Genomic DNA, 22,395 nt, shown 5'->3' with positions numbered 1-22,395 from the left:
TAGGTATTGCCTCCTATGCCTGGGTTTCAGCCCCCGCGTCGGACCTGGAGGTCGACGACCAGGGGCAGGTGGTCGGAGGCGCCGGCGCCGTCGAGCACGTGCGCGCGGGTCACACCGACGCCGGGGGAGACCCACACCTGGTCGATCCGCCGGCGCGGGCGCCGGGCCGGGTGCGTCTCGCCGTGCCGCGCGTGCCAGAACCGCCACCCGGCCCGGTCCTCGCGGTCGGTCGCCAGGTCCCACGCGTCGGTGAAGCGCCCGGCCAGCTCGGCCAGCTCGGGGGCCTTCCTGGGATCGGCGTTGAAGTCCCCGACCAGGACGCCGGTCTCCATCGGCTCGCTGTGCAGCTGCGCGATCGCGGCGATCTGCTCGGCGCGCTCCTGCGGCGAGTGGGTGGACAGGTGGGTGGTCGTCACCCACAGCGTGGCGCCGTCGAGCTCGACCATCGTCCGCAGCGCGCTGCGCGGCTCGCCACCGCCGGGCAGCGAGTGGACGTCGCTGGCGAGGATCGGCCGCCGGGACAGCAGCGCGTTGCCGTACTGGCGGCGCAGCCCCTCCTCCCGGCGCGGCTCGTCGATCGACGGGCCCCACGCCAGCTGCATGTGGAGCGCCCGCGAGAGCAGCAGCGCCTGGTCGACGTCCTCGCTGCGGTCGCCGTAGTGCCGGTCCACCTCCTGCAGGCAGATGAGGTCGGCGTCGGCCGCGGCGAGCACCGTGGCCAGCCTCGGCAGGTCGTGCCGACCGTCGTCCCCGACGCCGTGGTGGGTGTTGAAGGTGACCAACCGGACCGGGATCGGCGGCTGGTCGGGGCCCGGAGCGGGCCGTGCGCCGAGGGGGTCGCTCACCTTCGTCAGCCTGTCACCTCGGCCGGAACCGTGTCCGACAGCGGCAGGTCGGCGACCAGCTGGAGTCGGTCCTGGCCCGCGTCGTCCCGGTCGGTGACGAAGAGCCGGAAGGAGGCATCCCGGTCGTGCAGGACCAGCTCGCCGAGCTGGTTGCCGAAGTAGGGGCCGGCCTGCTTGGCCCAGTCCAGCTCCGAGGGACGGACCCGCGCCAGACGGGAGAGCCCCGCGGTCAGCCGGCGGGCCCAGCGGCTCCAGCCGATCCGGAAGCCCATCCGGATCGGGTGCGGCGCCTGGTTGTGCAGCGGCGACACGGTCAGCTGGTGCACCCGCGTGGTCAGACCGTCGGGTGCCACGAGCTCGGCGGCGTAGGCGTGGTGGACGTCGCCGGAGAGCACCAGCGCGGTCGCCGGCGCCCGGCCGTGCTCGCCGCGGGCGATCCCGACCAGGGCCCGGCCCAGCCGCTCGAAGGAGTCGCCGAACGCCGACCAGTGCTCGAGGTCGCCGGCCTGCCGCAGCTGCTCGGACAGCCAGCCGAGCGGACGGCCCAGGTGCCGCGTGGCGAGCGTCTCGTTCCACCGCTCCACCTCGTGGATGGCGTGCGGCAGCAGCCACGGCAGCGAGGTGCCCAGCACCAGGTGCTCGACGCCCTCGTCGACGGCGCGGCGCATCGCCGCCTCGACCCAGGCGAACTCGTCCTCGTCGAGCATCCCGCGGGCGGACTCGTCCAGCACCCGGCCGGCCCGGCTGTCGATCACGATCATCCGGGCCTCGCCCCAGTGCCGCACGTAGCTCCAGCGGACCGAGCGCGGATCCCGGTCTGCGGTCTCGGCCATGGCCTGCAGCACCGGCTCGGCGTCGTCCCGGTGCTGCTGCACCGCCTGCCAGGTGGCGTTCTCGGCCAGCTCCTGCGGGCTGAGGTTGCCCAGGTGCTGGTAGACCCAGTAGCTGACCAGGCCGCCGCAGATCCGGCGGGTCCACCAGCCCTGCCCGGTCACCTTCCGGCGCCAGGCGGCGGAGGTGTTCCAGTCGTCGATCATCTCGTGGTCGTCGAAGATCATCGAGGACGGGATGGTCGACAGCAGCCAGCGCACCTGGGGATCGCTCCAGGACTCGGCGTAGAGCCGGGTGTACTCCTCGAAGTCGTCGACCTGGGCGTCCCGGGGGGCCGCCTGCTGCCGGCGCAGCGACAGCCACTGACGGGTCGCGGGCGTCAGCTCGTCGGCGTAGACCTGGTCGCCGAGCAGCACCAGCGCGTCGGGCCAGGTGTCCTCGGGCTGTCCGGCCAGCCGCGCGGCGTAGCTGTCCAACGCGTCGGGCGGGATGCCCTCGGCGGCGTCGACGGTGCTCGGGGTGGCGTAGCGGCAGGAGCCGAACGCGATGCGGAAGGGTCCGGGCCGGCCCGGCGTCCGGATCCGGCTGGGCGGGAACGTGGAGGAGGCCTGCGGCCACACCAGCTCGCCGTCCAGGTGCACCTCGTAGGGCGTGACACTGCCCGGCTCGAGCCCCTCGACGATGACGAGGGCGTAGTGGTGACCGTCCACGCGGAAGGTGCGGGCGCGGCGGCCGAGCACCGCCACCTCGCAGGGCCGGTCGGTCTCCACCCACACCGTGGCCGACACCGGGTCGACGTGCCGCAACAGGGGACCGAGGAGGAGGACCGGGTTCGCCCGGCCGGGCAGCGGCATGCCGTCCAGGGTGGCCCAGCGCCGCGGGTTCCGCACCGACCCGGTACGCGGGGCTGGGAGACTGGAGGCCATGGAGTTCGTGCTGATCGCGATCGCGATCCTGCTCGTCGGGCTGGTCCTCGGGGTCAGCCTGCTCGTCGGTCGCGGCCGGCGGACCACCCGGCTGGACGACGACGCCGCGGCCGGCACCACGCTGACCCGGCCGCGCCCGCCCACACCGACGACCGAGGCGCCGCCGCGGCCCTCGGGGGCGACGGCCAGCGGGATGGGGACGACGGCCGAGCCGGACGCGGTCTCGCCCGAGGCACCCCCAGAGGTGGAGCTGCCCCCGGCCACCGCCGAGCCGGGCCTGGTCTTCGAGACCCCGCCGCCGTCGGCCGGCCGGATGACCCGGCTGCGCTCCCGGCTGGCCCGCTCGCAGTCCTCACTGGGCCGCGGCCTGCTCTCCGTCCTCGCCCGCGAGCGGCTGACCGAGGACGACTGGGAGGAGGTCGAGGAGACCCTGCTGGCCGCCGACGTCGGCGTCGCCGCCACCCAGCAGATCGTCGACCGGCTGCGCACCCAGTCGATGGTGCTGGCCACCGCGTCGGGCCAGGAGCTGCGCCAGCTGCTCGTCCGGGAGCTGACGACCGTGCTCGGCCCCGACCTCGACCGCAGTCTCGGGGTCGACCGGCACGACGGCCTGCCGGGCATCGTCCTGGTCGTCGGCGTCAACGGCGCGGGCAAGACGACGACGGTCGGCAAGATCGCCCGCGTCCTCGTCGGCGACGGCAAGAGCGTCGTCCTGGGGGCGGCCGACACGTTCCGCGCCGCCGCCGCCGACCAGCTGGAGACCTGGGGCGAGTGGGTCGGCGTTCTCACCGTGCGCGGCCGCGAGGGGGCCGACCCGGCGTCGGTCGCCTTCGAGGCGGCGCGCACCGGCGTCGAGGGCGAGGTGGACACCGTCGTGGTCGACACCGCGGGCCGGCTGCACACCAAGGGCGGCCTGATGGACGAGCTCGGCAAGATCAAGCGGGTCGTCGAGAAGGTCGCGCCGGTGACCGAGGTGCTGCTCGTGCTCGACGCCACGACCGGTCAGAACGGCGTCGTCCAGGCCCGCGTGTTCACCGAGGCGGTGACCGTGACCGGCGTCGTCCTCACCAAGCTCGACGGCACCGCCAAGGGCGGCATCGTCGTCTCGGTCCAGCGCGAGCTCGGCATCCCGGTCAAGCTCGTCGGGCTGGGGGAGGGCGCCGACGACCTGGCGCCCTTCGAGCCCGAGGCGTTCGCCGAGGCACTCGTCGGCGGGGCGGACTGAAGGAGGGACCCCTCCTCCCCGAGGAGGACCCTCGTCCTCCCCGCCCTGGGCAAGCTCAGGCCGGGGCCCGCGACGGGGCCGATCGGGCTCGGTGCGGTGCCCGGGACGGGGCCGCGGCGAGCTTCGGGACGGGGCCACCCGGAACGGGTCGGCGGGAGCCTGAAGGGAGGGCACGGGCAGGTGCGTGAGGGGATGCTCGGGGTGTGGGACCGCATCGCGGGCCCCGGTGCGGGGACCGCCGAGAACGCCGGCAGCCTCGGACTCGGCCTGACCGGCGCGGTCCTCGCCCCGGCGCTGGCTCCGCCCGCCGCTCGCGGGCGCGGCCGGGCGAGGGTGCTGCGGCTGCTCGCGCTCGACCTGTGGGGTGGGCCTGGTGCAACAACACCCCCGCGGCGGCGCGCTGGTACCACCGCGACGGACAGGGCGCCGCCCAGCACCTCGTGTTCTCGGCCGGGCACCTGCACCCCGTCCTCCTCGCCTGGCTGGACGGCGGGGCGCAGCGCCACCGACTGCGGTGGGGTCTCGCCCTGTACGGCTACCTGCTGGCCGCGACGGCGGTCGTCACGGCGTGCAGCGACCGCCGGGCCCGGCGTGCCGTCGGACTGGCGACCACGGTCGGCGGGGTGCTCCTCGACCGCGCGCTCGGCCCCTCGACCAGCGCACCGTGGTTCGCGCCGGTCTTCTACGTCAAGCTCCTCGCCGGCCACGCGGCCGGTGCCGCCCTGCTGCCCGCCGACCCGCTGCCCCCGTCCGGCGGCCAGGCGGCTCAGGGCACGGTGCGGGGGTCGAACCCGTAGGGCAGCTCCAGCCGGTGGCGGGCCAGCAGGTCGGGGTCGGCGAGCAGCTCCCGGGTCGCCCCGTCGGCGACCACGACCCCGCCGTCCAGGACGACCGAGCGCGGGCACAGCTGCAGGGCGTAGGGCAGGTCGTGGGTGACCATCAGCACCGTCACCGGCAGCGACTCGAGCACCTCGGCCAGCTCCCGCCGTCCGGCGGGGTCGAGGTTGGACGACGGCTCGTCGAGCACCAGGACCTCCGGGTGCATCGACAGCACCGTGGCGACGGCGACCCGCCGCCGCTGGCCGAAGGAGAGGTGGTGCGGCGGCCGGTCGGCGGCACCGGTCATGCCGACCTGCACGAGCGCGGCGGCCACCCGGGCCTGCACCTCGGGCTCGGGCAGACCGAGGTTCCGCGGGCCGAACGCGACGTCCTCCCCCACGGTGGGCATGAACAGCTGGTCGTCGGGGTCCTGGAACACGATGCCGACCCGCCGCCGGACCTCCTGCAGGGTGCGCCGCTCGACCGGCAGCCCGGCCACGTGCACGCGGCCGCGGCCGCCGGTCAGGATGCCGTTGAGGTGCAGCACCAGCGTGGTCTTGCCGGCGCCGTTGGGACCGAGCAGCGCCACCCGCTCGCCGCGCTCGATGCGCAGGTCGACGCCGTACAGCGCCTGGTGCCCGTCGGGGTAGGCGAAGGCGAGGTCCTCGACGAGCAGGGACGGCGCCTCCTGCGTGGCGCTCACCCGAGGAGCAGGCCCGTGGCCAGGACGGCGGCGGCACCCAGCGGGAGGGCGAGCGCGGTCAGCCACGCCCGGGCGGGCACCGCGGTGACCGGCGCACCGGGCATCCGGCCGGTGTAGCCCCGCGACAGCATCGCGAGGTGCACCCGCTCGCCGCGCTCGTAGGAGCGGACGAACAGCGAGCCCGCCGCCGGGCCGAGCACCCGCAGCGCCGACAGGTTGCGGCCCATGAAGCCGCGGGACTCCCGGGCCACCCGCATCCGGTGCAGCTCGCCCCCGACCACGTCGGCGTACCGGATCATGAACATCAGGATCTGCACGAGCAGCGCGGGCAGCCGCAGCCGCTCGAGCCCGGTCAGCAGCGCCCGCGGCTCGGTGGTCGCCGAGAGGACGACGGCGGCGAGCACCGACAGCGTCGCCTTGGCCAGCAGCCCGCCCGCGGCGACCAGGCCGCTCCCGGAGAGCGCGAGGCCGGCGACCTCCACGCGCGGCCCCTGGGCGACGAACGGCAGCAGCAGGGCGAACAGCACGAACGGCGCCTCGATCGCCAGCCCGCGGGCGAGCCGGGCCGGCCGCACGCCCGCCACGGCGGCGGCGAGGAGCGCCAGCACCAGGTACCCGCCGTAGGCCGCCCAGGCCCAGGGCGCGTGCACCGGGGTGGCGACGACGACGAGCGCGAAGCCGAGGACGGCGACGAGCTTGAGGTGCGGCTCGAGGCGGTGCACCGGGCTGGACCCGGCGAGGTAGACCGAGCCCAGGACGCCGCCGTGCACTGCGGTCACGTCAGTCCTCCGCGGTCGCGGGGGAGCGGCCGCGGCGGCGCAGCAGGAGGGTGAGGCCCCCGGCGAGCACCAGCGTCACCAGCACGCCGATGACGCCGGCCAGCCCGCCGGAGAGGCGCTCGGAGTCAACGCCGGAGACGCCGTAGTCGGCCAGTGGCGAGGTCGCGGCCGCGCTGTCCTCGGCGGTGTGCAGGAAGCCGGACCGCTCCGCGGCCCACTCCAGCCCGTCGGGGGAGGCGCTGGCGTAGTAGCTGACGACGCCCGCGACGACGAGGGCGGCGACCAGGCCGACGATCCAGAGCGTGCGGCCCCGGCGCGGGGTGCGCACGGTGCCGCCGCTCACCGGGCACCTGCCGGGGCCGACGCGGGCCGCTCGGCCAGCAGGGTGGCGCGGCGCAGCGCGCGGGCGCCGTACACCAGGTCGGGCCGGACGGCGAGGACCGCGCCGACGACCGCCACCGTGATCGCCGCCTCGCCGAGGCCGATCAGCACGTGCACGCCGCCCATGGCCGCGGCCACCGTGCCCACGGGCACGTCGGCGACCCCGCCGACCGCGAACAGACCGACGAAGACCAGCGCCGCCACCGGCACCGAGACGAAGGCGCCCACGCCGGTCGCGACCAGCACACCGGTGCGCGTCGTCGGCAGGACCCGCGCCAGCACGCGGAAGACCGTCCAACCCACGGCGACGGTGACCAGGCCCAGCAGGGTGATGTTGGTGCCGAGAGCGGTCAGGCCCCCGTCGGCGAACAACAGCGCCTGGACGATGAGGACGACGGTCATGCACAGCACCGCCGTCCAGGGGCCGACCAGGACGGCGGCGAGCAGCCCACCCATCAGGTGGCCGCTGGTGCCGGCGCCGACGGGGAAGTTGACCATCTGCACGGCGAAGACGAAGGCGGCGGTGAGGCCGGCCAGGGGAGCGGTGCGCTCGTCGAGCTCGCGCCGGGCGCCGCGGAGGGCGACCGCGACGCCGCCGGCGGCGACGGCGGCCGTGGCGGCGGACGTGGGGGCGTCGAGGAACCCGTCCGGTACGTGCACGCTGCCTCCTCGGGAGCTCGCCCAGCCCGGGACGACGGACGACTGACACGACCTTATTGCAGGCGACTCGCACTTGCACACGCCTTGCAACAAGCCGCAACGGCAGCGGGGAGCGACCCCGCAACACGGACGGAACACGGCGGCCGGACACGCGGCCGGGAGTTCACCGCCCGGAAACAGCGGCGTGCCGGTCGCGGAAACGTGTCGACGGCACGGTGAACGCCGACGTCGCCCGTCCCGCGGAGGGGCGACGGCCAGCCCGCCCTCGGCCCGGCGTCCCCCGACGTCCCGGCCCCACCCCGTGGCCCGCGTCCGGCGCCGGCCACACCGATCCGTCAGGAGGTTGCCGTGGACACCGGCGACACCGCATGGGTCCTGGCCAGTGCCGCCCTGGTGCTGTTCATGACCCCCGGCCTGGCGCTCTTCTACGGCGGCATGGTCCGCGCGAAGAGCGTCCTCAACATGATGATGATGAGCTTCGGCGCGCTCGCCCTGATCAGCGTGCTGTGGGTGCTCTACGGCTACTCGATGGCCTTCGGCAACGACCTCGGCGGCGGCCTGCTGGGCGACCCGCTGGAGTTCTTCGGGCTCTCCTCGCTGCTGGGCACCAGCGGTCTGGACGGCGGCTTCCAGCCCCAGAGCCTGGTCTTCACGGTGCCGTCGATGGCCTTCGTCGCCTTCCAGGCGATGTTCGCGATCCTCACCGTGGCGCTCATCTCCGGCGCCATCGCCGACCGGGCCCGCTTCGGCCCGTGGATGGTCTTCGCCGGCGTCTGGGCGACGCTGGTCTACTTCCCGGTCGCGCACTGGGTGTTCGCCTTCGACGGCGCGGAGTCCGAGACCGGTGGCTGGATCGCCAACGACCTGCTGGCCATCGACTTCGCCGGCGGTACCGCGGTGCACATCAACGCCGGTGCGGCGGGCCTCGCGCTGGCCCTGGTGCTGGGCAGGCGACGCGGTTTCGGGCGCGACCCGATGCGGCCGCACAACCTGCCGCTGGTGATGATCGGCGCCGGCATCCTGTGGTTCGGCTGGTTCGGCTTCAACGCCGGCTCCGCGCTGGCCGCCAACGGGCAGGCCGCCGAGGTCTTCGTGACCACGCTGGTCGCCACCGGCGCCGCGGCCCTGGGCTGGCTGCTGACCGAGAAGCTGCGCGACGGCCACGCCACCTCGCTGGGCGCCGCCTCCGGCGTCGTCGCCGGCCTGGTCGCCATCACCCCGGCCTGCTCGTCGGTGACGCCGGTCGGGGCGATCCTCGTCGGTCTGGTCGCCGGTGTCCTCTGCGCCCTGGCGGTGGGCCTGAAGTACCGCCTGGGCTACGACGACTCGCTCGACGTCGTCGGCGTCCACCTCGTCGGCGGCCTGTGGGGCACCCTGGCCGTCGGGCTGTTCGCCTCGGCGTCCACCACGGCCGGCGTGGACGGTCTCTTCTACGGCGGCGGGCTCGACCAGCTGTGGCGTCAGGCGCTGGGCGCCGGCGTCGTCCTGGTCTACTCCTTCGTCCTCACCCTGGTGATCGGCGTCGTCATCGCCAAGACCATGGGCTTCCGGGTGGCCGAGGAGGACGAGGTGACCGGTATCGACTCCGTCGTGCACGCTGAGACCGGTTACGACCTCGACTCCCTCGGCGGCGGACGCAGCGCTCCTGTGACGGTCGGCGCCCAGGCGCCCGCCATGCCGCACGACCCGGCGGGTACCGACAGGGCCCGGGGCACCACCGTTCCCACCGAGAGGAGCCGGGCGTGAAGCTCGTCACCGCCATCGTCAAGCCGTTCAAGCTCGACGACGTCAAGAACGCCCTCGAGCTGATCGGCATCGCCGGGCTCACCGTCAGCGAGGTCCAGGGCTTCGGCCGCCAGCGGGGCCACACCGAGGTCTACCGCGGGGCGGAGTACCAGGTGGACTTCGTGCCGAAGGTCCGCATCGAGGTCGTCGTCGGTGAGATCGACGCCGCCCGCGTCGTCGACGCGATCGTCGAGGCGGCCTCCACCGGCCAGATCGGCGACGGCAAGGTGTGGGTCACCACGATCGACGAGATCGTGCGCGTCCGCACCGGTGAGCGCGGCGCCGACGCCCTGTGAGACCCGGCCCCCTGCAGGGGCCCGCGGCGAGCTCGCGAGCCGTGGGGGGCAGGGGGTCCTTCAACGGCCGGGGTGGTGGGGAGAGCACCTGCCGCCCCGGCCGACGCCGTCCCGGGGGACGTCTCAGAGGAGCGAGGGGGGAACGTGCTGGACACCGGGTCACTGCCCGCACTGCCGCGTGCCGAACGCACCGAGGTGCTCGACACCTGGCTCGCCGGCCTGCTGGACGAGGCGGTCGCGGGCACCCCGCCGCCCCGCTCGCGTCGAGGTGGTCCGCCGCCGCGTACCGGGACCGACGGTGTCGCCCTGGTCGCGGTCGGCAGCCTGGGCCGCCGGGAGCCCCCGCCGCACGGCGACCTCGACCTGGTCCTCGTCCACGAGGGGCGCCCGGAGATCGCCGCCCTCGCCGACGCGATCTGGTACCCCGTCTGGGACACCGGACTGCGCCTGGACCACTCGGTGCGGACCGTCGCCGAGGCCGTCGGCGTGGCCTCCACCGACGTCAAGGCCGGCCTCGGGCTGCTCGACGCCCGCCTCGTCGCCGGGGACGCCGGACTCGCGGCGACCCTGCGCGCCGCCACCCTCGCCAGCTGGCGGCAGTCGGCGTCCCGGCTGCTGCCCCAGCTGCGCGACCTGCGCCGCGGCCGTGCCCGGCAGGTCGGGGAGCTGGCCTTCCTCCTCGAGCCCGACCTCAAGGAGGCCTACGGCGGTCTGCGGGAGGGGCAGGTGCTGCGCGCGGTGGCCGCCGCCCAGCTGGCCGACGAGCCCACCGCCGAGGCCGAGGAGGCCTACGCGTTCCTGCTCGACGTCCGCGACGAGCTGCGCCGGCGGTCCGGTCGGCCGGCCGACGTGCTGGTCCGGCAGGAGCAGCGCCCGGTCGCCGTGGCGCTCGGCCTGCCCGACGAGGACGCGCTGCTGCGCGAGGTGAGCCTGGCCGGGCGCCGGCTGGCCTTCGTCGCCGACGAGACGTGGCGGCGGGTGGAGGCCATGCTGGTCCGCCGTCCCCGCGGCCGGTACCACCGGGTCCGCCGCGAGCCGCTGGCCGAGGGCGTCGTCCGCCAGGGCGACGAGGTGGTGCTCGCCCGCGACGCCCGCCCCGCCGCCGACCCCGGCCTCGTGCTGCGCGGCGCGGCCGCCGCCGCGCGCGAGGACCTGCTGCTCTCCCCGTACACGCTCAAGGTGCTCGCGGTGCACTCCCCGCCGGTGCCCGAGCCGTGGCCGGCGGAGGTGCGATGGTCCTTCCTGCGGCTGCTGGCCAGCGGTCGGTCCGCGGTGGCGGTCCTGGAGCAGCTGGACCAGGAGGGGCTGCTGTCCCGGCTGCTGCCCGAGTGGGACCGGATCCGCTCGCTGCCGCAGCGCCACCCCTGGCACCGGTTCACCGTCGACCGGCACCTGGTCGAGGCCGCCGCGGCCGCCGCGGAGCTCACCCACGACGTCGACCGGCCCGACCTGCTCCTGGTCGGGGCGCTGCTGCACGACGTGGGCAAGGGCTGGCCCGGCGACCACAGTGAGGTCGGCGAGCCGATCGCGGCCCGGATCGCCACGCGCATGGGCTTCGTCGAGGCCGACGTCGCCACGCTGGCCGCGATGGTGCGCCACCACCTGCTGCTGCCCGACACCGCGACCCGGCGCGACATCGACGACCCCGCCACGATCGACCGGGTGGCCGCGACCATCGGTCACGACCCCGCGCTGCTGCAGCTGCTGCACGCCCTGGCGCAGGCCGACGGCGCCGCCACCAGCTCCTCGGCCTGGTCGCCCTGGAAGGCGCACCTGGTCGCCGCGCTCGTCGCCCGCGTGCAGGCCCGGCTCGGCACCCCCGCGCCCGAGCCCGAACCGGTGCTGCACCCCGGGGAGCCGCAGGTGAGCACCGGTGCCCCGGCCGACGCCGACACCGGCATCTCGGTCGGGGTGGAGGACGTCGCCGACGGCCAGCAGGTGACGATCGTCGCGCCCGACCGGCACGGCCTGTTCAGCAAGCTCGCGGGGGTGCTGGCCCTCAACCAGCTCGACGTCCGGGCCGCCAAGGTCAACGTCGTCGGGGACTGCGCCACCGCCGTCTTCGCCGTCCGGCCGCGGTTCGGGCGGGCGCCGGTGGCCTCGATCCTGGCCGACGCGGTGCGCGCGGCCCTCGAGGGGACGCTGCCGCTGGCCGACCGGCTGCGGCAGCGGGAGGCCGACTACCGGCAGGACGCCGCCCGGGCGACGCCGCCGCGGGTCTCCTGGCACAACGGCGAGGTGACCGGCGACGCCACCGGCATCGTCGAGGTGCGCGCGGGGGACCGGGCGGGGCTGCTCTACCGGCTGACCGCGGCGCTGGCGACCGAGGGCCTCGACGTGACCTCGGCGCGGATCGAGACCCTCGGCGCCGACGCCGCCGACCACTTCTACGTCACCAACCCCTCGGGGGAGCCGATCGGCACCGACCAGCGGGCCCGCGTGGAGGCCGCGCTGGCCGCCGCCGTCCGCGGTGCGGTGCCCGACCCGGTGGCCGGTCGGGGGGACACACCGGGCTGACGTCCGCGGTCCTGTCGTACCCCCGTGCCACCGTCGAGGGGGAGCGGGACGGAACGGTCCCGACGACGACCGCAGGGAGGCACCCCGCATGACCGGCACGTCCTTCGAGGCCGCCGCAGCCGAGGGCAGGGTCTGGCCCTGCCCCTCCTGCGACGGGGACCGGGAGTTCGTCCAGCCGCCGTGCGTCGACGGGCACACCGAGGACGGCGACGAGTGTCCCGAGTGGGCCTGCGCCGACTGCGGGACGGCGGTGTTCTCGGCCGCGCCGGTGGCCGCCGTGGCCGCGTCCGCCCGCCGCGCCGCCTGAGAAAGGTGGGAGGACCCGTCCTCCGCACCGGGAGGGGGCCCCGGCCCCTCGCAGGGTCCCGCCGCGAGCTTGCGAGCGGTAGGGGTGAGGGGGTCCTTGCGCCACCCCCCCCGCAGGCCCGGGGCGGGGCCCCGGCGAGCCTCTGGACGGGGCCACCGGGACGGGGCCGCCGGGACCCTGGAGGGCGGCCGTTCCCGTGCGTCCCCGTCCCGCGCGCCGGTCCGGCCGGTCGATCCCGACGTCTCCGGCCCTGCGCTCGTTAGGCTGGTCGGGAGGTGGCGCGACGGCCCCGGGGTCCCCCGGACGCCGGAGGCCGAAGAGCCGGTCGGAGCGACCGGCCGGCCGCGCCCGCGAGCTCTGCGAGGACGTGCTGTGTTCGAGACCCTCTCCGACCGCCTGGACAAGGTCTTCAGCGGCCTGCGCGGCAAGGGCCGGCTCACCGACGCCGACATCGACGCGACCGCGCGCGAGATCCGCATCGCGCTGCTGGAGGCCGACGTCGCCCTGCCGGTGGTGCGGGCCTTCATCAACGCCGTCAAGGAGCGGGCGCGCGGGGCCGAGGTGTCCCAGGCGCTCAACCCCGCCCAGCAGGTCATCAAGATCGTCAACGAGGAGCTCATCGAGATCCTCGGCGGGGAGACCCGGCGGCTGCGCTACGCCAAGCAGTCGCCGACGGTCGTCATGCTCGCCGGTCTGCAGGGCTCCGGTAAGACGACGCTGGCCGGCAAGCTCGGCCGCTGGCTGAAGGCCCAGGGCCACACGCCGCTGCTGGTGGCCGCCGACCTGCAGCGGCCCAACGCGGTCAACCAGCTCTCCATCGTCGCCGGCCAGGCCGGGGTGGACGTCTTCGCGCCCGAGCCGGGCAACGGCATCGGCGACCCGATCCGCGTCGCCGCCGACTCCATCGACCACGCGCGGCGCACCATGCACGACGTCGTCGTGGTCGACACCGCCGGCCGGCTGGGCATCGACGCCGAGCTGATGGCGCAGGCCGCCGGCATCCGCGACGCCGTCCGGCCGGACGAGACGCTGTTCGTCGTCGACGCGATGATCGGTCAGGACGCCGTCACCACCGCGGAGGCCTTCCGCGACGGCGTGGGCTTCACCGGCGTCGTCCTCACCAAGCTCGACGGTGACGCGCGCGGTGGTGCGGCGCTCTCGGTCCGGTACGTGACCGGTCAGCCGATCATGTTCGCCTCCACCGGCGAGAAGCTCACCGACTTCGACGTCTTCCACCCAGAGCGGATGGCCTCGCGCATCCTCGGGATGGGCGACGTGCTCACGCTCATCGAGCAGGCCGAGCAGGCGTTCGACGCCGAGCAGGCCGAGAAGATGGCCGGCAAGCTCGTCAGCCGCGAGGGCTTCACCCTCGAGGACTTCCTCGAGCAGATGATGGCCATCCGCAAGATGGGCCCGATCGCCAACCTGCTCGGCATGCTGCCCGGCGCCGGGCAGATGAAGGAGCAGCTCAAGCAGGTCGACGACCGCGACCTCGACCGCACCGCGGCGATCATCCGCTCGATGACGCCGGAGGAGCGGGTCAACTCCAAGATCATCAACTCGTCGCGGCGGGTGCGCATCGCCAACGGCTCCGGCGTCACCGTCACCGAGGTCAACCAGCTGCTGGAGCGCTTCGCGCAGGCCCAGAAGATGATGGGCCAGATGGCCGGCAGCATGGGACTGCCCGGCATGGGCCCGATGTCGAAGAAGGCCCGTGGGCGGCAGATGCAGGCCCAGTCGAAGAAGGGCAAGAAGGGCAAGGGGAAGGGCAAGGGCGGCCCCGCCCGCCGGCCCGTCGGCGCCCCGGCCCTGCCGCCGGGGGCGGGCAACCCCTTCGGTGGCGGGTTCCCGGGCGGTGGGATGCCGGGTGGTCTGCCCGGGCTGCCGCCGGGGCAGGGGCTGCCCGACCTGACCAAGCTGGACTTCAACCAGTCCGGGGACGAGCGGCCCTCCCGGTGAGCGCGTCGGCGGTGCACCTCTCCGGTGTCGTGCTGCCCGAGGGGGAGCACCGCGACCTGTGGGTCCGCGACGGCCGGATCACGTTCGAGCCGGTGCCCGGCGCCGAGACGGTCAGCCGCGGTGGCTGGCTGGTGCCGGGCCTGGTCGACGCGCACTGCCACGTCGGGATCGGCCGCGGCGGCGTACCCGTCGAGGACCTCGCCGGCCTGCGCGAGCAGGCCCTGACCGAGCGCGCCGCGGGCGTCCTGGCGCTGCGGGACTGCGGCTCCCCGGCCGACACCCGGGCCCTGGACGACGAGCCGGACCTGCCGACGATCGTCCGCGCCGGCCGGCACATCGCCCGCACCCGCCGCTACATCCCCGGCCTGGCCACCGAGATCGAGCCGGACGCGCTGGTCGAGGAGGTCCGCGCGCAGGCCCGCCGCGGCGACGGCTGGGTGAAGCTGGTGGGGGACTGGATCGACCGCGGCGTAGGCGACCTCGCGCCGGAGTGGCCGGCCGACGTCCTGGCGGCCGCGATGGCCGCCGCGCACGAGGAGGGCGCCCGGGTCACCGCGCACACCTTCGGCACCGACGCGCTGCCCGACCTCATCGGCGCGGGCATCGACTGCATCGAGCACGGCACCGGCCTGACCGAGGAGCTCGTCGCGCAGATGGCCGGCCGGGGCACCGCCGTCGTCCCGACGCTGGTCAACGTCGAGAACTTCCCGGACTTCGCCGCGCAGGGGGAGCGCAGGTTCCCCTCGTACGCGAGCACGATGCGGCGGCTGTACGCGTCGTCGGGCGCCGTCGTCCGGGCGGCGTTCGAGGCGGGGGTGCCGGTGTTCGCCGGCACCGACGCCGGGGGCGGCATCGACCACGGCCGGATCGCCGACGAGGTGCGCGCCCTGCACGCGGCGGGCATCCCGGCCGAGGCGGCGCTGGCCGCAGCCTCGTGGTCGGCGCGCTCGTGGCTCGGGCTGCCGTGCATCGAGGAGGGTGCCCAGGCCGACCTGGTCGTCTACGACGCCGACCCCCGCGCCGACCTCGACACCCTGGCCCGCCCGCAGCGCATCGTCCTCCGCGGCCGCGTCGTCTAGCCCGGGGGTCCCAGCTCGAGGGCCACCGCGGTGCCGGCGGGGGAGGAGTCGATCCGCAGCCCCCCGCCGGCGCCCTCGGCGGTGCGCCGCGCGATGTCCAGCCCGAGGCCGGTCGAGCCCCCGCCGCTGCGCCCACGCACCACCCCCGCCACCGGCAGCCCCGGGCCGGCGTCCCGCACCACGACGAGCGCGCCGCCACCCTGGCGCGGCCCGACGGACACGGCGCACCCGGTGCCCTCGGGGGTGTGCGCGAAGACGTTGCCCAGCAGCGCGTCGACCGCCGCGCCGAGGTCGGCCTCCGCCACCCGCACCGGCACCGCCCCGGTGGGGACGTCGACGGTGAGCGGGCGGTGCTCCTCCTCGGCCAGCACCGACCAGAACCGCACCCGCTCGGCGACCACGGCCGCGGCGTCGGACCCCGCGCCCAGCCCCTCGCGCACCGGGCGGCGGGCCTCGGCGACGACCTCGTCGACGCCGCGGCTCAGCGCGTCGACGTCCTCCTGCAGGCGCTCGCGGTGGCCGGGTGGCAACGCCTCGACGTCCAGGCGCAGCGCGGTCAGCGGGGTGCGCAGCCGGTGGGCGAGGTCGGCCGCGGCCTCCCGCTCGTCGGCGAGCAGTTCACCGATCCGCGTGGCCAGCCGGTTGAGCGCGGTGCCGACCTCGCGTACCTCGTCCGGGCCGTCCGGGACCACGCGAGCGCTGAGGTCGCCGCTGCCCAGCCGGTGCGCCGTGCGCGCCAGGTCGGTCACGGGCCGGGTGAGGGAACGGGCCACCCGGTCGGCGACGCCGAGGGCCAGGAGCAGCAGCACCAGCCCGAGACCGCCGAGCACGAGGCGGGTCTCGGCGACACCGGCGCGCAGCTCGGCCTCCGGGACGAACACCTCGAGCACCGCCGTCCCGCCCTCGCGGCGCACCGGCTGCAGGAGGTGGGTGCCGTCGTCGGTCTCGCGGACCTCGGCGCCGGCCGGGGCCGGGTCGTCCCCGAGCACGCCCTCCGCGCCCAGCCAGGTCCCGTCGCTCCACCGCACCGCCAGGCGCCCCCCGTCGGAGAGGGCGACCGGGCCCGCCGCGACCTCCGCCCGGCTGTCGAGGCCCACGGCCGGCACCAGCAGCTGCAGCTGGACCCGGGCGGCGTCCAGTGCCCGGGCCTCGGCGACGCGCGCGACCAGGGCGGACGCCGGGAGCAGGAAGGCCAGCAGCACCACCGACGTCGTGGCGGCCACCAGCAGGCTGACCCGGCGCCTCACGGGTCGGGCTCGGCCAGGCGCACGCCGACCCCGCGGACGGTCTGCAGCAGCCGCGGCTCGGCGGCGGACTCCCCGAGCTTGCGGCGCAGCCAGGAGAGGTGGACGTCCACGGTCTTGTCCGACCCGCCGTAGGGCAGGTGCCACACCTGGGTGAGCAGCTCCCGCTTGGAGACGACGGTGCCGACGCGGGCGGCGAGATGGGCCAGCAGGTCGAACTCCTTCGGGGAGAGCTCGACCGGCCGGCCGGCGTGGGTCACCCGGCGGCTGCGCGGATCGACGGTGAGCTCCCCGACGGTGACCGGGGCCGGGCTGGCGTCGGTCCCCGCGACCCGCCGCAGCACGGCGCGGACGCGGGCCTCGAGCTGCCCCGCGGAGAAGGGCTTCACCACGTAGTCGTCGGCGCCGGCGTCCAGGGCCTGGACGGCGCTGCCGTCGTCGTCCCGTGCGGTCGCCACGATGACCGGGACGGCGGACACCGCCCGCAGCATCCGCAGCAGCTCCCTGCCGTCGAGGTCGGGCAGCCCCAGGTCGAGGACGACGAGGTCCGGTCGCTCCGCCACGGCCGCCTGCAGGCCCGACAGCGCGGTGCCCGCAGAGCTCACCGCGTGCCCCCGTTCGCGCAGGGCGCGGATGACGGCGGTGCGGATGCGCTCGTCGTCCTCCACGACCAGGAGCTGGGCCACACCGAGATGGTGACGTGGCGGCCTCCCTCGACGGCCTCCCCAAGTCGGGGGGATGAGCAGGCAGGGCAGCGTTGTCAGTCTCTTAGCGTGGCCTTGACCGACCCGGCGAGAACGTCTGCGGCATGAAGCGAACCGTTGCATTCGGTGCCCTCTGGACCGCCTCCGCCGCCTCGGCGGTCGGCCTGGGGTTCCTCGCCGTGTCCCTCGTCGACGCCGGTGCGTCGACCGTCGCCGACCCGGTCTCGGCGACCAGGGCGTCGTCGGCCGCACCGTCGGCCTCCGAGGACGTCCCTCTGCCCGCGTCGGCGCCCGAGCCGCCGGTCGCCGCCCCGGCCTCGGGTGAGCACGCCACGGTCGGCGGGACGGTCTTCGCCTCGTGCGACGGCGGGGTCCTGCAGGTCGCGGCCGCGCCCGCGGTCGGCTGGTGGCTCGACGACCAGGACCAGCACGGTGAGGTCGAGTTCGAGAGCGCCACCCAGAAGGTGGAGCTGCACGTCGTCTGCGTCGACGGCGCGCCGGTGTTCCGCGACGAGGGCGTGCGCGCCGACGACAACCGGCCGGAGGACTCCTCCGGTGCCGGCACGGCGCCCGCCGGGGGAACGCCCTCCACCGACGACTCCGCGGGCCGGGTCGGCGGCGGGCACGGCTCGGACGACCCGCCCGGTGACGACTCCGCCGGCCGGGACGACGACTGACAGTTCCCCCAGACCCACGGCCGGGCTCGGTGACCCCCCGCACCCAGCCCGGCCGTGTCCTCCGTGAGCCGGCCGGCCGAGCGGGCAAACCCGGGGGCGATCCCGAGGGGCCGCCTGGGAGACTCGTCGGCGTGCTGTTGCGGATGTCCACGCTGTTCCTGCGCACCCTGCGCGACGACCCGGCCGACGCCGAGGTCCCGAGCCACCGCCTGCTGGTCCGGGCCGGCTACATCCGGCGGGCCGCGCCCGGCGGCTTCACCTGGCTGCCGCTGGGCTACCGGGTGTTCCGCAACGTCGAGCGCGTCGTCCGCGAGGAGATGGACCGGATGGGCGCGCAGGAGGTGCACTTCCCGGCGCTGCTGCCGCGCGAGCCCTACGAGGCCACCAACCGCTGGACCGAGTACGGCCCCAACCTCTTCCGCCTCCAGGACCGCCGGGGTGCCGACTACCTGCTCGGTCCGACCCACGAGGAGATGTTCACGCTCCTGGTGAAGGACCTGTACTCGTCGTACAAGGACCTGCCGGTCACGCTGTACCAGATCCAGACCAAGTACCGGGACGAGGCGCGTCCCCGGGCCGGGCTCTTCCGCGGTCGCGAGTTCACGATGAAGGACAGCTACTCCTTCGACGTCGACGACGCCGGGCTGGACAAGAGCTACGCCGCCCACCGCGACGCCTACATCCGGGTCTTCGACCGGCTGGGCCTGGACTACGTCATCGTCTCGGCCATGTCGGGGGCCATGGGCGGGTCCAAGAGCGAGGAGTTCCTGCACCCGACGCCGGTCGGTGAGGACACCTTCGTCCGCTCGCCCGGTGGGTACGCCGCCAACGTCGAGGCGGTCAGCACCGTCGTCCCCGAGCCGATCCCGCTCGAGGGGCTGCCCGAGGCCCACGTCGAGGACACGCCGGACACCCCGACCATCGAGACGCTGGTCGCGGTCGCCCAGCAGATGTTCCCGGACGCCGGCTACACGGCCGCCTCGACGTTGAAGAACGTCGTGGTCACGCTCGTGCACCCCGACGGCACCCGCGAACCGCTGATCGTGGGCATCCCCGGTGACCGTGAGCTCGACACCAAGCGGCTCGAGGCCCAGGTCTCGCCGGCCGAGGTGGAACCGTTCACCGACTTCGAGGGCCACCCCGAGCTGGTCAAGGGCTACATCGGCCCGCAGGTGCTCGGTGCCGGGAGCGCGTCGGGCATCCGCTACCTCGTCGACCCGCGGGTGGTGACCGGCACCCGGTGGATCACCGGCGCCAACGAGCCGGGCAAGCACGTCTTCGACCTGGTGGCCGGCCGGGACTTCACCTGGGACGGCGTCATCGAGGCCGCCGAGGTGCTGCCCGGCGATCCCGCCCCCGACGGCTCCGGCCCGCTGGAGCTCGCCCGCGGCGTGGAGATGGGGCACATCTTCCAGCTGGGCCGCAAGTACGCCGAGGCGCTCGGCCTCCAGGTGCTCGACGAGAACGGCAAGCTGGTCACGGTCACCATGGGCTCCTACGGCATCGGCGTCTCCCGGGCCGTGGCCGCGATCGCCGAGTCCACCCACGACGAGCTGGGCCTGGTCTGGCCGCGCGAGGTCGCGCCGGCCGACGTGCACGTCGTCGCCACCGGCAAGGACGCCGCGGTCTTCTCGGCGGCCGAGGCCCTCGCCCAGGAGCTGGTCGCCGCCGGGCTCACCGTGCTCTACGACGACCGGCCGAAGGTCTCGCCCGGGGTCAAGTTCAAGGACGCCGAGCTGCTCGGGATGCCCACCATCGTCACCGTCGGCCGCGGGCTGGCCAACGGCGTCGTGGAGCTGCGCGACCGGGCGACGGGGGAGCGCGAGGAGGTGCCCGTCGGCGAGGCCGCGGCCCGGGTGCTGGCCGCCGTCCGCAGCTGAGGAAGGACCCCGTCCTCCTCACGCCTCGCACGCTCGGCGCGAGCCTCTGGACGGGGCCGGACGGCGCTGGCGCGCCTTCTGGCACAATGGTCGGTCGAACACGGCGGTGGGCGGCCCTCTCACCGTTGCCGGCCGTGTCCAGCCGCACCGCCCCCGGCGTACCCCCACGCGTCGCTCCGGGCGGGCACACGACCTGCGTTCGAGGAGAACACCACACACCGTGGCCACCAAGATCAAGCTCATGCGCCTGGGCAAGATGCGCGCGCCGTACTACCGCATCGTCGTCGCCGACTCCCGCACCAAGCGCGAGGGCCGCGTCATCGAGACGATCGGCAAGTACCACCCGAAGGAGGAGCCCTCCTTCATCGAGGTCGACTCCGAGCGGGCGCAGTACTGGCTCGGTGTCGGCGCGCAGCCGACCGAGCCGGTCGCGGCCATCTTCCGGGTCACCGGTGACTGGCAGAAGTTCAAGGGCGAGCCGGCCCCGCCGCCCATGAAGGTCGCCGCCCCGAAGCCGGACAAGAAGGCCCTCTACGAGGAGGCCGTCCGCAACTCCGGTGAGGAGCCGGCCGCCGGCGCCACCACCCCGAGGAAGAAGGCCGCTCCCAAGGCCGACGACGCGGCGGCGAGCGACGCCCCCGCCGAGACGCCCGCCGAGTAAGACGTGCTCGAAGAGGCGCTCGAGCACCTGGTCAAGGGCATCGTCGACCACCCCGAGGACGTCACGGTCGACCTGCTCACCAACCGTCGTGGCAAGACCCTGGAGGTCCGGGTGCACCCCGACGACCTGGGCAAGGTCATCGGCCGCGGTGGTCGCACCGCCAAGGCGCTGCGCACGGTGATGACCGGTGTCGGCGGCCGCGGCCTGCGGGTCGACGTCGTCGACACCGACGGGCGCTGAGCGCCTCCTCCTGAGCACCACCGCTGGTGAGCGCAGCACCGAACGACCCCACCGACACCGTGGTGGTCGGCCGCATCGGCCGACCCCACGGTGTCGGTGGTGAGGTGACCGTCGAGGTCCGCACCGACGACCCGGACCTCCGGTTCGCGACGGGTGCGGTCCTGCGCACCGACCCCGCCGACCGCGGGCCGCTCACCGTGGCCGGCCGACGCTGGCACCGCGAGGTCCTCCTGCTCGCCTTCGAGGGCGTCGGGAGCCGCGAGGCGGCCGAGGAGCTGCGCAACACCGAGCTGCACGTCCCCGTCGCCGAGCTCCCCGCGCTCGAGGACCCCGACGTCTTCTACGACCACCAGCTGGTCGGCCTGGCCGCCCACCTGCCCGACGGCACCGAGCTGGGCACAGTGGACGCCGTCCGCCACGAGGGCGCCGACCTGCTCGTCGTCCGCCGGGTGGAGGGCGGTGAGCTCCTGGTGCCGTTCGTCACGGCGATCGTCCCGACCGTTGACCTCGCCGGCGGGTCCCTCGTGGTCGACCCGCCCGAGGGGCTGCTCGACCTGTGAGCGCACCGTTCCGGGTGGACGTCGTCACGATCTTCCCCGAGTACATGGCGCCGCTGCGGCAGTCGCTGCTGGGCAGGGCCGCCGAGCGCGGCCTGGTCAGCGTCGGCGTGCACGACCTGCGGCAGTGGACCGACGACGTCCACCGCACCGTCGACGACGCCCCCTACGGTGGCGGCCCGGGCATGGTGATGAAGCCCGAGCCGTGGGCCCGGGCGCTGGAGGCCGTCCGCCCACCGGGCACCCGTCTGGTCGTGCCGACCCCCGCCGGCCGCCCGTTCACCCAGGCCGTGGCCGCCGAGTGGGCCACCGAGCCCGGCCTGGTCTTCGCCTGCGGCCGCTACGAGGGGATCGACCAGCGGGTCGCCGACTGGGCCGCCGCGTCCGGGCCGGTGTCGGAGGTCTCGATCGGCGACTACGTGCTGGCCGGCGGCGAGTCCGCGGTGCTGGTCATGGTCGAGGCCGTGACCCGACTGCTGCCCGGCGTCGTCGGCAACCGGGAGTCCGTCGAGTACGACTCGCACGCCGACGGCCTGCTCGAGGGCCCCGCGTACACCCGCCCGGCCTCCTGGCGCGGCCACGACGTCCCGCCGGTGCTGCTCTCCGGCGACCACGCCGCGATCGCCCGCTGGCGGCGCGCGGAGTCCCTGCGGCGGACCGCGGCCCGGCGTCCGGACCTGCTGGCAGCGCTGCCCGAGAGCGCGCTCACCGCCGCCGACCGCGCCGTCCTCGACGAGTGAGCGACCGCCGAGCGGTGGTGCGGCCGACCGCGCGCGTCGTCGTCCTCGACCCGTGCGGGCGGGTGCTGCTGCTCGGCGCCCGGCTCACCGACCCCGCCGTCCCGCCGGGGGACGTGCTGTTCTGGTACACACCCGGCGGCGGCGTGGAGCCGGGGGAGGCTGTGCGGGAGGCCGCCGCCCGGGAGCTCGCCGAGGAGATCGGCCTGGTCGTCGGCCCCGCCCAGCTCGAGGGGCCGGTGTGGTTCCGGCGACACGTCGGCCCGTTCGCCGGCGTGCAGATCGACTCGCGGGAGACCTTCTTCGTGCTGCGCGACGTGGTGCACGAGGTGGACGCGAGCGGTCGCACGGAGCTCGAGCTGCTCGGTGCCGAGCCGCACCGCTGGTGGAGTGCCGAGGAGGTCGCCACGAGCGCCGAGACCTTCGCGCCCAGCGACCTCGCCGACCTGCTGCCGGAGCTGTCCGCCGGCCCGTGGACGGGGCCGCCGCGCTTCGTCGGGTGAAGATGTGGCACAGTAGAGAGCTGCTGCGGACGCATCGCCTCGTCGACGCCGGCTCCCCCCGGAGCGCAGCTCCCCGGATC

The 22,395-nt window shown here is 75.2% G+C and carries 23 protein-coding genes; 15 read left to right on the top strand and 8 right to left on the bottom strand.

From position 1 onward, the window contains the following. Nucleotides 1-26 precede the first annotated feature (26 nt). Together ACU610_RS14170 and ACU610_RS14165 are read right to left on the bottom strand one after the other, a co-directional pair. Complete coding sequence (locus ACU610_RS14170) at nucleotides 27-845, bottom strand: endonuclease/exonuclease/phosphatase family protein (RefSeq protein ID WP_446768351.1); 819 nt, start codon at nucleotides 843-845, stop codon at nucleotides 27-29. A 5-nt stretch (nucleotides 846-850) separates the two neighbouring features. Beyond that, nucleotides 851-2,530, bottom strand: a complete 1,680-nt coding sequence (locus tag ACU610_RS14165; protein ID WP_446768350.1) for an alkaline phosphatase D family protein — start codon at nucleotides 2,528-2,530, stop codon at nucleotides 851-853. Between the two features lie 70 nt (nucleotides 2,531-2,600). Between ACU610_RS14165 and ftsY the strand changes: the two genes are divergently transcribed. Continuing rightward, nucleotides 2,601-3,827: a signal recognition particle-docking protein FtsY gene (ftsY, locus tag ACU610_RS14160; protein ID WP_446768349.1), complete on the top strand. Its 1,227-nt coding sequence runs from the start codon at nucleotides 2,601-2,603 to the stop codon at nucleotides 3,825-3,827. A 359-nt stretch (nucleotides 3,828-4,186) separates the two neighbouring features. Continuing rightward, nucleotides 4,187-4,624 (top strand): hypothetical protein, encoded by a 438-nt coding sequence (locus ACU610_RS14155; protein WP_446768348.1) that lies wholly within the window; start codon nucleotides 4,187-4,189, stop codon nucleotides 4,622-4,624. On the opposite strand, the gene ACU610_RS14150 is transcribed toward ACU610_RS14155, so the two are convergent. Genes ACU610_RS14150 through ACU610_RS14135 form a run of 4 tightly spaced genes read right to left on the bottom strand, consistent with a single transcriptional unit; the run spans nucleotide 4,594 to nucleotide 7,169 of the window. After that, nucleotides 4,594-5,349, bottom strand: coding sequence for an energy-coupling factor ABC transporter ATP-binding protein (locus tag ACU610_RS14150; protein WP_446768347.1), 756 nt, complete (start codon nucleotides 5,347-5,349; stop codon nucleotides 4,594-4,596). The two genes, ACU610_RS14155 and ACU610_RS14150, sit on opposite strands and share 31 nt — an antisense overlap. Next, complete coding sequence (gene cbiQ, locus ACU610_RS14145) at nucleotides 5,346-6,128, bottom strand: cobalt ECF transporter T component CbiQ (RefSeq protein WP_446768346.1); 783 nt, start codon at nucleotides 6,126-6,128, stop codon at nucleotides 5,346-5,348. Before cbiQ ends, ACU610_RS14150 begins: the two co-directional genes overlap by 4 nt. Before the next feature lies 1 nt (nucleotide 6,129). Then, on the bottom strand, nucleotides 6,130-6,471 hold the full coding sequence (locus ACU610_RS14140) for a PDGLE domain-containing protein (RefSeq protein WP_446768345.1): 342 nt from the start codon (nucleotides 6,469-6,471) through the stop codon (nucleotides 6,130-6,132). Continuing rightward, complete coding sequence (locus ACU610_RS14135) at nucleotides 6,468-7,169, bottom strand: energy-coupling factor ABC transporter permease (protein WP_446768344.1); 702 nt, start codon at nucleotides 7,167-7,169, stop codon at nucleotides 6,468-6,470. The genes ACU610_RS14140 and ACU610_RS14135 overlap by 4 nt, the downstream gene beginning before the upstream one ends. 348 nt (nucleotides 7,170-7,517) lie before the next feature. Here ACU610_RS14135 and ACU610_RS14130 point away from each other — a divergent pair, with 348 nt between their 5' ends. The 6 genes from ACU610_RS14130 (at nucleotide 7,518) to ACU610_RS14105 (ending at nucleotide 15,112) form a co-directional block, all read left to right on the top strand. Beyond that, nucleotides 7,518-8,915: an ammonium transporter gene (locus tag ACU610_RS14130; protein WP_446768343.1), complete on the top strand. Its 1,398-nt coding sequence runs from the start codon at nucleotides 7,518-7,520 to the stop codon at nucleotides 8,913-8,915. After that, nucleotides 8,912-9,250 (top strand): P-II family nitrogen regulator, encoded by a 339-nt coding sequence (locus ACU610_RS14125; RefSeq protein WP_097208882.1) that lies wholly within the window; start codon nucleotides 8,912-8,914, stop codon nucleotides 9,248-9,250. The genes ACU610_RS14130 and ACU610_RS14125 overlap by 4 nt, the downstream gene beginning before the upstream one ends. Before the next feature lie 144 nt (nucleotides 9,251-9,394). Then, nucleotides 9,395-11,767 (top strand): [protein-PII] uridylyltransferase, encoded by a 2,373-nt coding sequence (locus ACU610_RS14120; protein WP_446768342.1) that lies wholly within the window; start codon nucleotides 9,395-9,397, stop codon nucleotides 11,765-11,767. Between the two features lie 88 nt (nucleotides 11,768-11,855). After that, nucleotides 11,856-12,074: a hypothetical protein gene (locus ACU610_RS14115; RefSeq protein WP_446768341.1), complete on the top strand. Its 219-nt coding sequence runs from the start codon at nucleotides 11,856-11,858 to the stop codon at nucleotides 12,072-12,074. A 372-nt stretch (nucleotides 12,075-12,446) separates the two neighbouring features. Further along, nucleotides 12,447-14,033, top strand: coding sequence for a signal recognition particle protein (gene ffh, locus ACU610_RS14110; RefSeq protein ID WP_446768340.1), 1,587 nt, complete (start codon nucleotides 12,447-12,449; stop codon nucleotides 14,031-14,033). Beyond that, nucleotides 14,030-15,112: an amidohydrolase family protein gene (locus ACU610_RS14105; RefSeq protein ID WP_446768339.1), complete on the top strand. Its 1,083-nt coding sequence runs from the start codon at nucleotides 14,030-14,032 to the stop codon at nucleotides 15,110-15,112. The genes ffh and ACU610_RS14105 overlap by 4 nt, the downstream gene beginning before the upstream one ends. Here the strand turns inward: ACU610_RS14105 and ACU610_RS14100 are convergent. Then, nucleotides 15,109-16,359, bottom strand: coding sequence for a sensor histidine kinase (locus ACU610_RS14100; RefSeq protein WP_446768338.1), 1,251 nt, complete (start codon nucleotides 16,357-16,359; stop codon nucleotides 15,109-15,111). The genes ACU610_RS14105 and ACU610_RS14100 overlap by 4 nt on opposite strands. Continuing rightward, entirely contained in the window at nucleotides 16,356-17,042 is a 687-nt protein-coding gene (locus ACU610_RS14095; protein WP_446768337.1) for a response regulator transcription factor, read from the bottom strand. Before ACU610_RS14095 ends, ACU610_RS14100 begins: the two co-directional genes overlap by 4 nt. Before the next feature lie 122 nt (nucleotides 17,043-17,164). Between ACU610_RS14095 and ACU610_RS14090 the strand changes: the two genes are divergently transcribed. From ACU610_RS14090 to ACU610_RS14060, 7 genes are all read left to right on the top strand, one after another. Then, a complete protein-coding gene (locus ACU610_RS14090) occupies nucleotides 17,165-17,737 on the top strand; it encodes a hypothetical protein (protein ID WP_446768336.1) in 573 nt (190 codons plus the stop codon). Nucleotides 17,738-17,868: 131 nt separating this feature from the next. Further along, the gene (locus tag ACU610_RS14085) at nucleotides 17,869-19,617 is read left to right on the top strand and encodes a proline--tRNA ligase (protein WP_446768335.1); all 1,749 of its coding nucleotides are present in this window, start codon (nucleotides 17,869-17,871) and stop codon (nucleotides 19,615-19,617) included. A gap of 220 nt (nucleotides 19,618-19,837) precedes the next feature. Next, nucleotides 19,838-20,278: a 30S ribosomal protein S16 gene (gene rpsP / locus ACU610_RS14080; RefSeq protein ID WP_446768334.1), complete on the top strand. Its 441-nt coding sequence runs from the start codon at nucleotides 19,838-19,840 to the stop codon at nucleotides 20,276-20,278. Between the two features lie 3 nt (nucleotides 20,279-20,281). Further along, nucleotides 20,282-20,518 carry an RNA-binding protein gene (locus tag ACU610_RS14075; RefSeq protein WP_091153035.1) on the top strand — a complete coding sequence of 79 codons (237 nt, stop codon included), beginning with the start codon at nucleotides 20,282-20,284 and terminating at the stop codon, nucleotides 20,516-20,518. A gap of 26 nt (nucleotides 20,519-20,544) precedes the next feature. After that, complete coding sequence (gene rimM / locus ACU610_RS14070; RefSeq protein ID WP_446768333.1) at nucleotides 20,545-21,078, top strand: ribosome maturation factor RimM; 534 nt, start codon at nucleotides 20,545-20,547, stop codon at nucleotides 21,076-21,078. Further along, nucleotides 21,075-21,815, top strand: a complete 741-nt coding sequence (trmD, locus tag ACU610_RS14065; protein WP_446768332.1) for a tRNA (guanosine(37)-N1)-methyltransferase TrmD — start codon at nucleotides 21,075-21,077, stop codon at nucleotides 21,813-21,815. Before rimM ends, trmD begins: the two co-directional genes overlap by 4 nt. Beyond that, nucleotides 21,812-22,315 (top strand): NUDIX hydrolase, encoded by a 504-nt coding sequence (locus ACU610_RS14060; RefSeq protein WP_446768331.1) that lies wholly within the window; start codon nucleotides 21,812-21,814, stop codon nucleotides 22,313-22,315. Before trmD ends, ACU610_RS14060 begins: the two co-directional genes overlap by 4 nt. The last annotated feature ends 80 nt before the right edge of the window (nucleotides 22,316-22,395 follow it).

This window comes from Geodermatophilus sp. URMC 61 (assembly GCF_052931555.1).
This window is presented reverse-complemented; position numbering and strand designations above follow the sequence as displayed.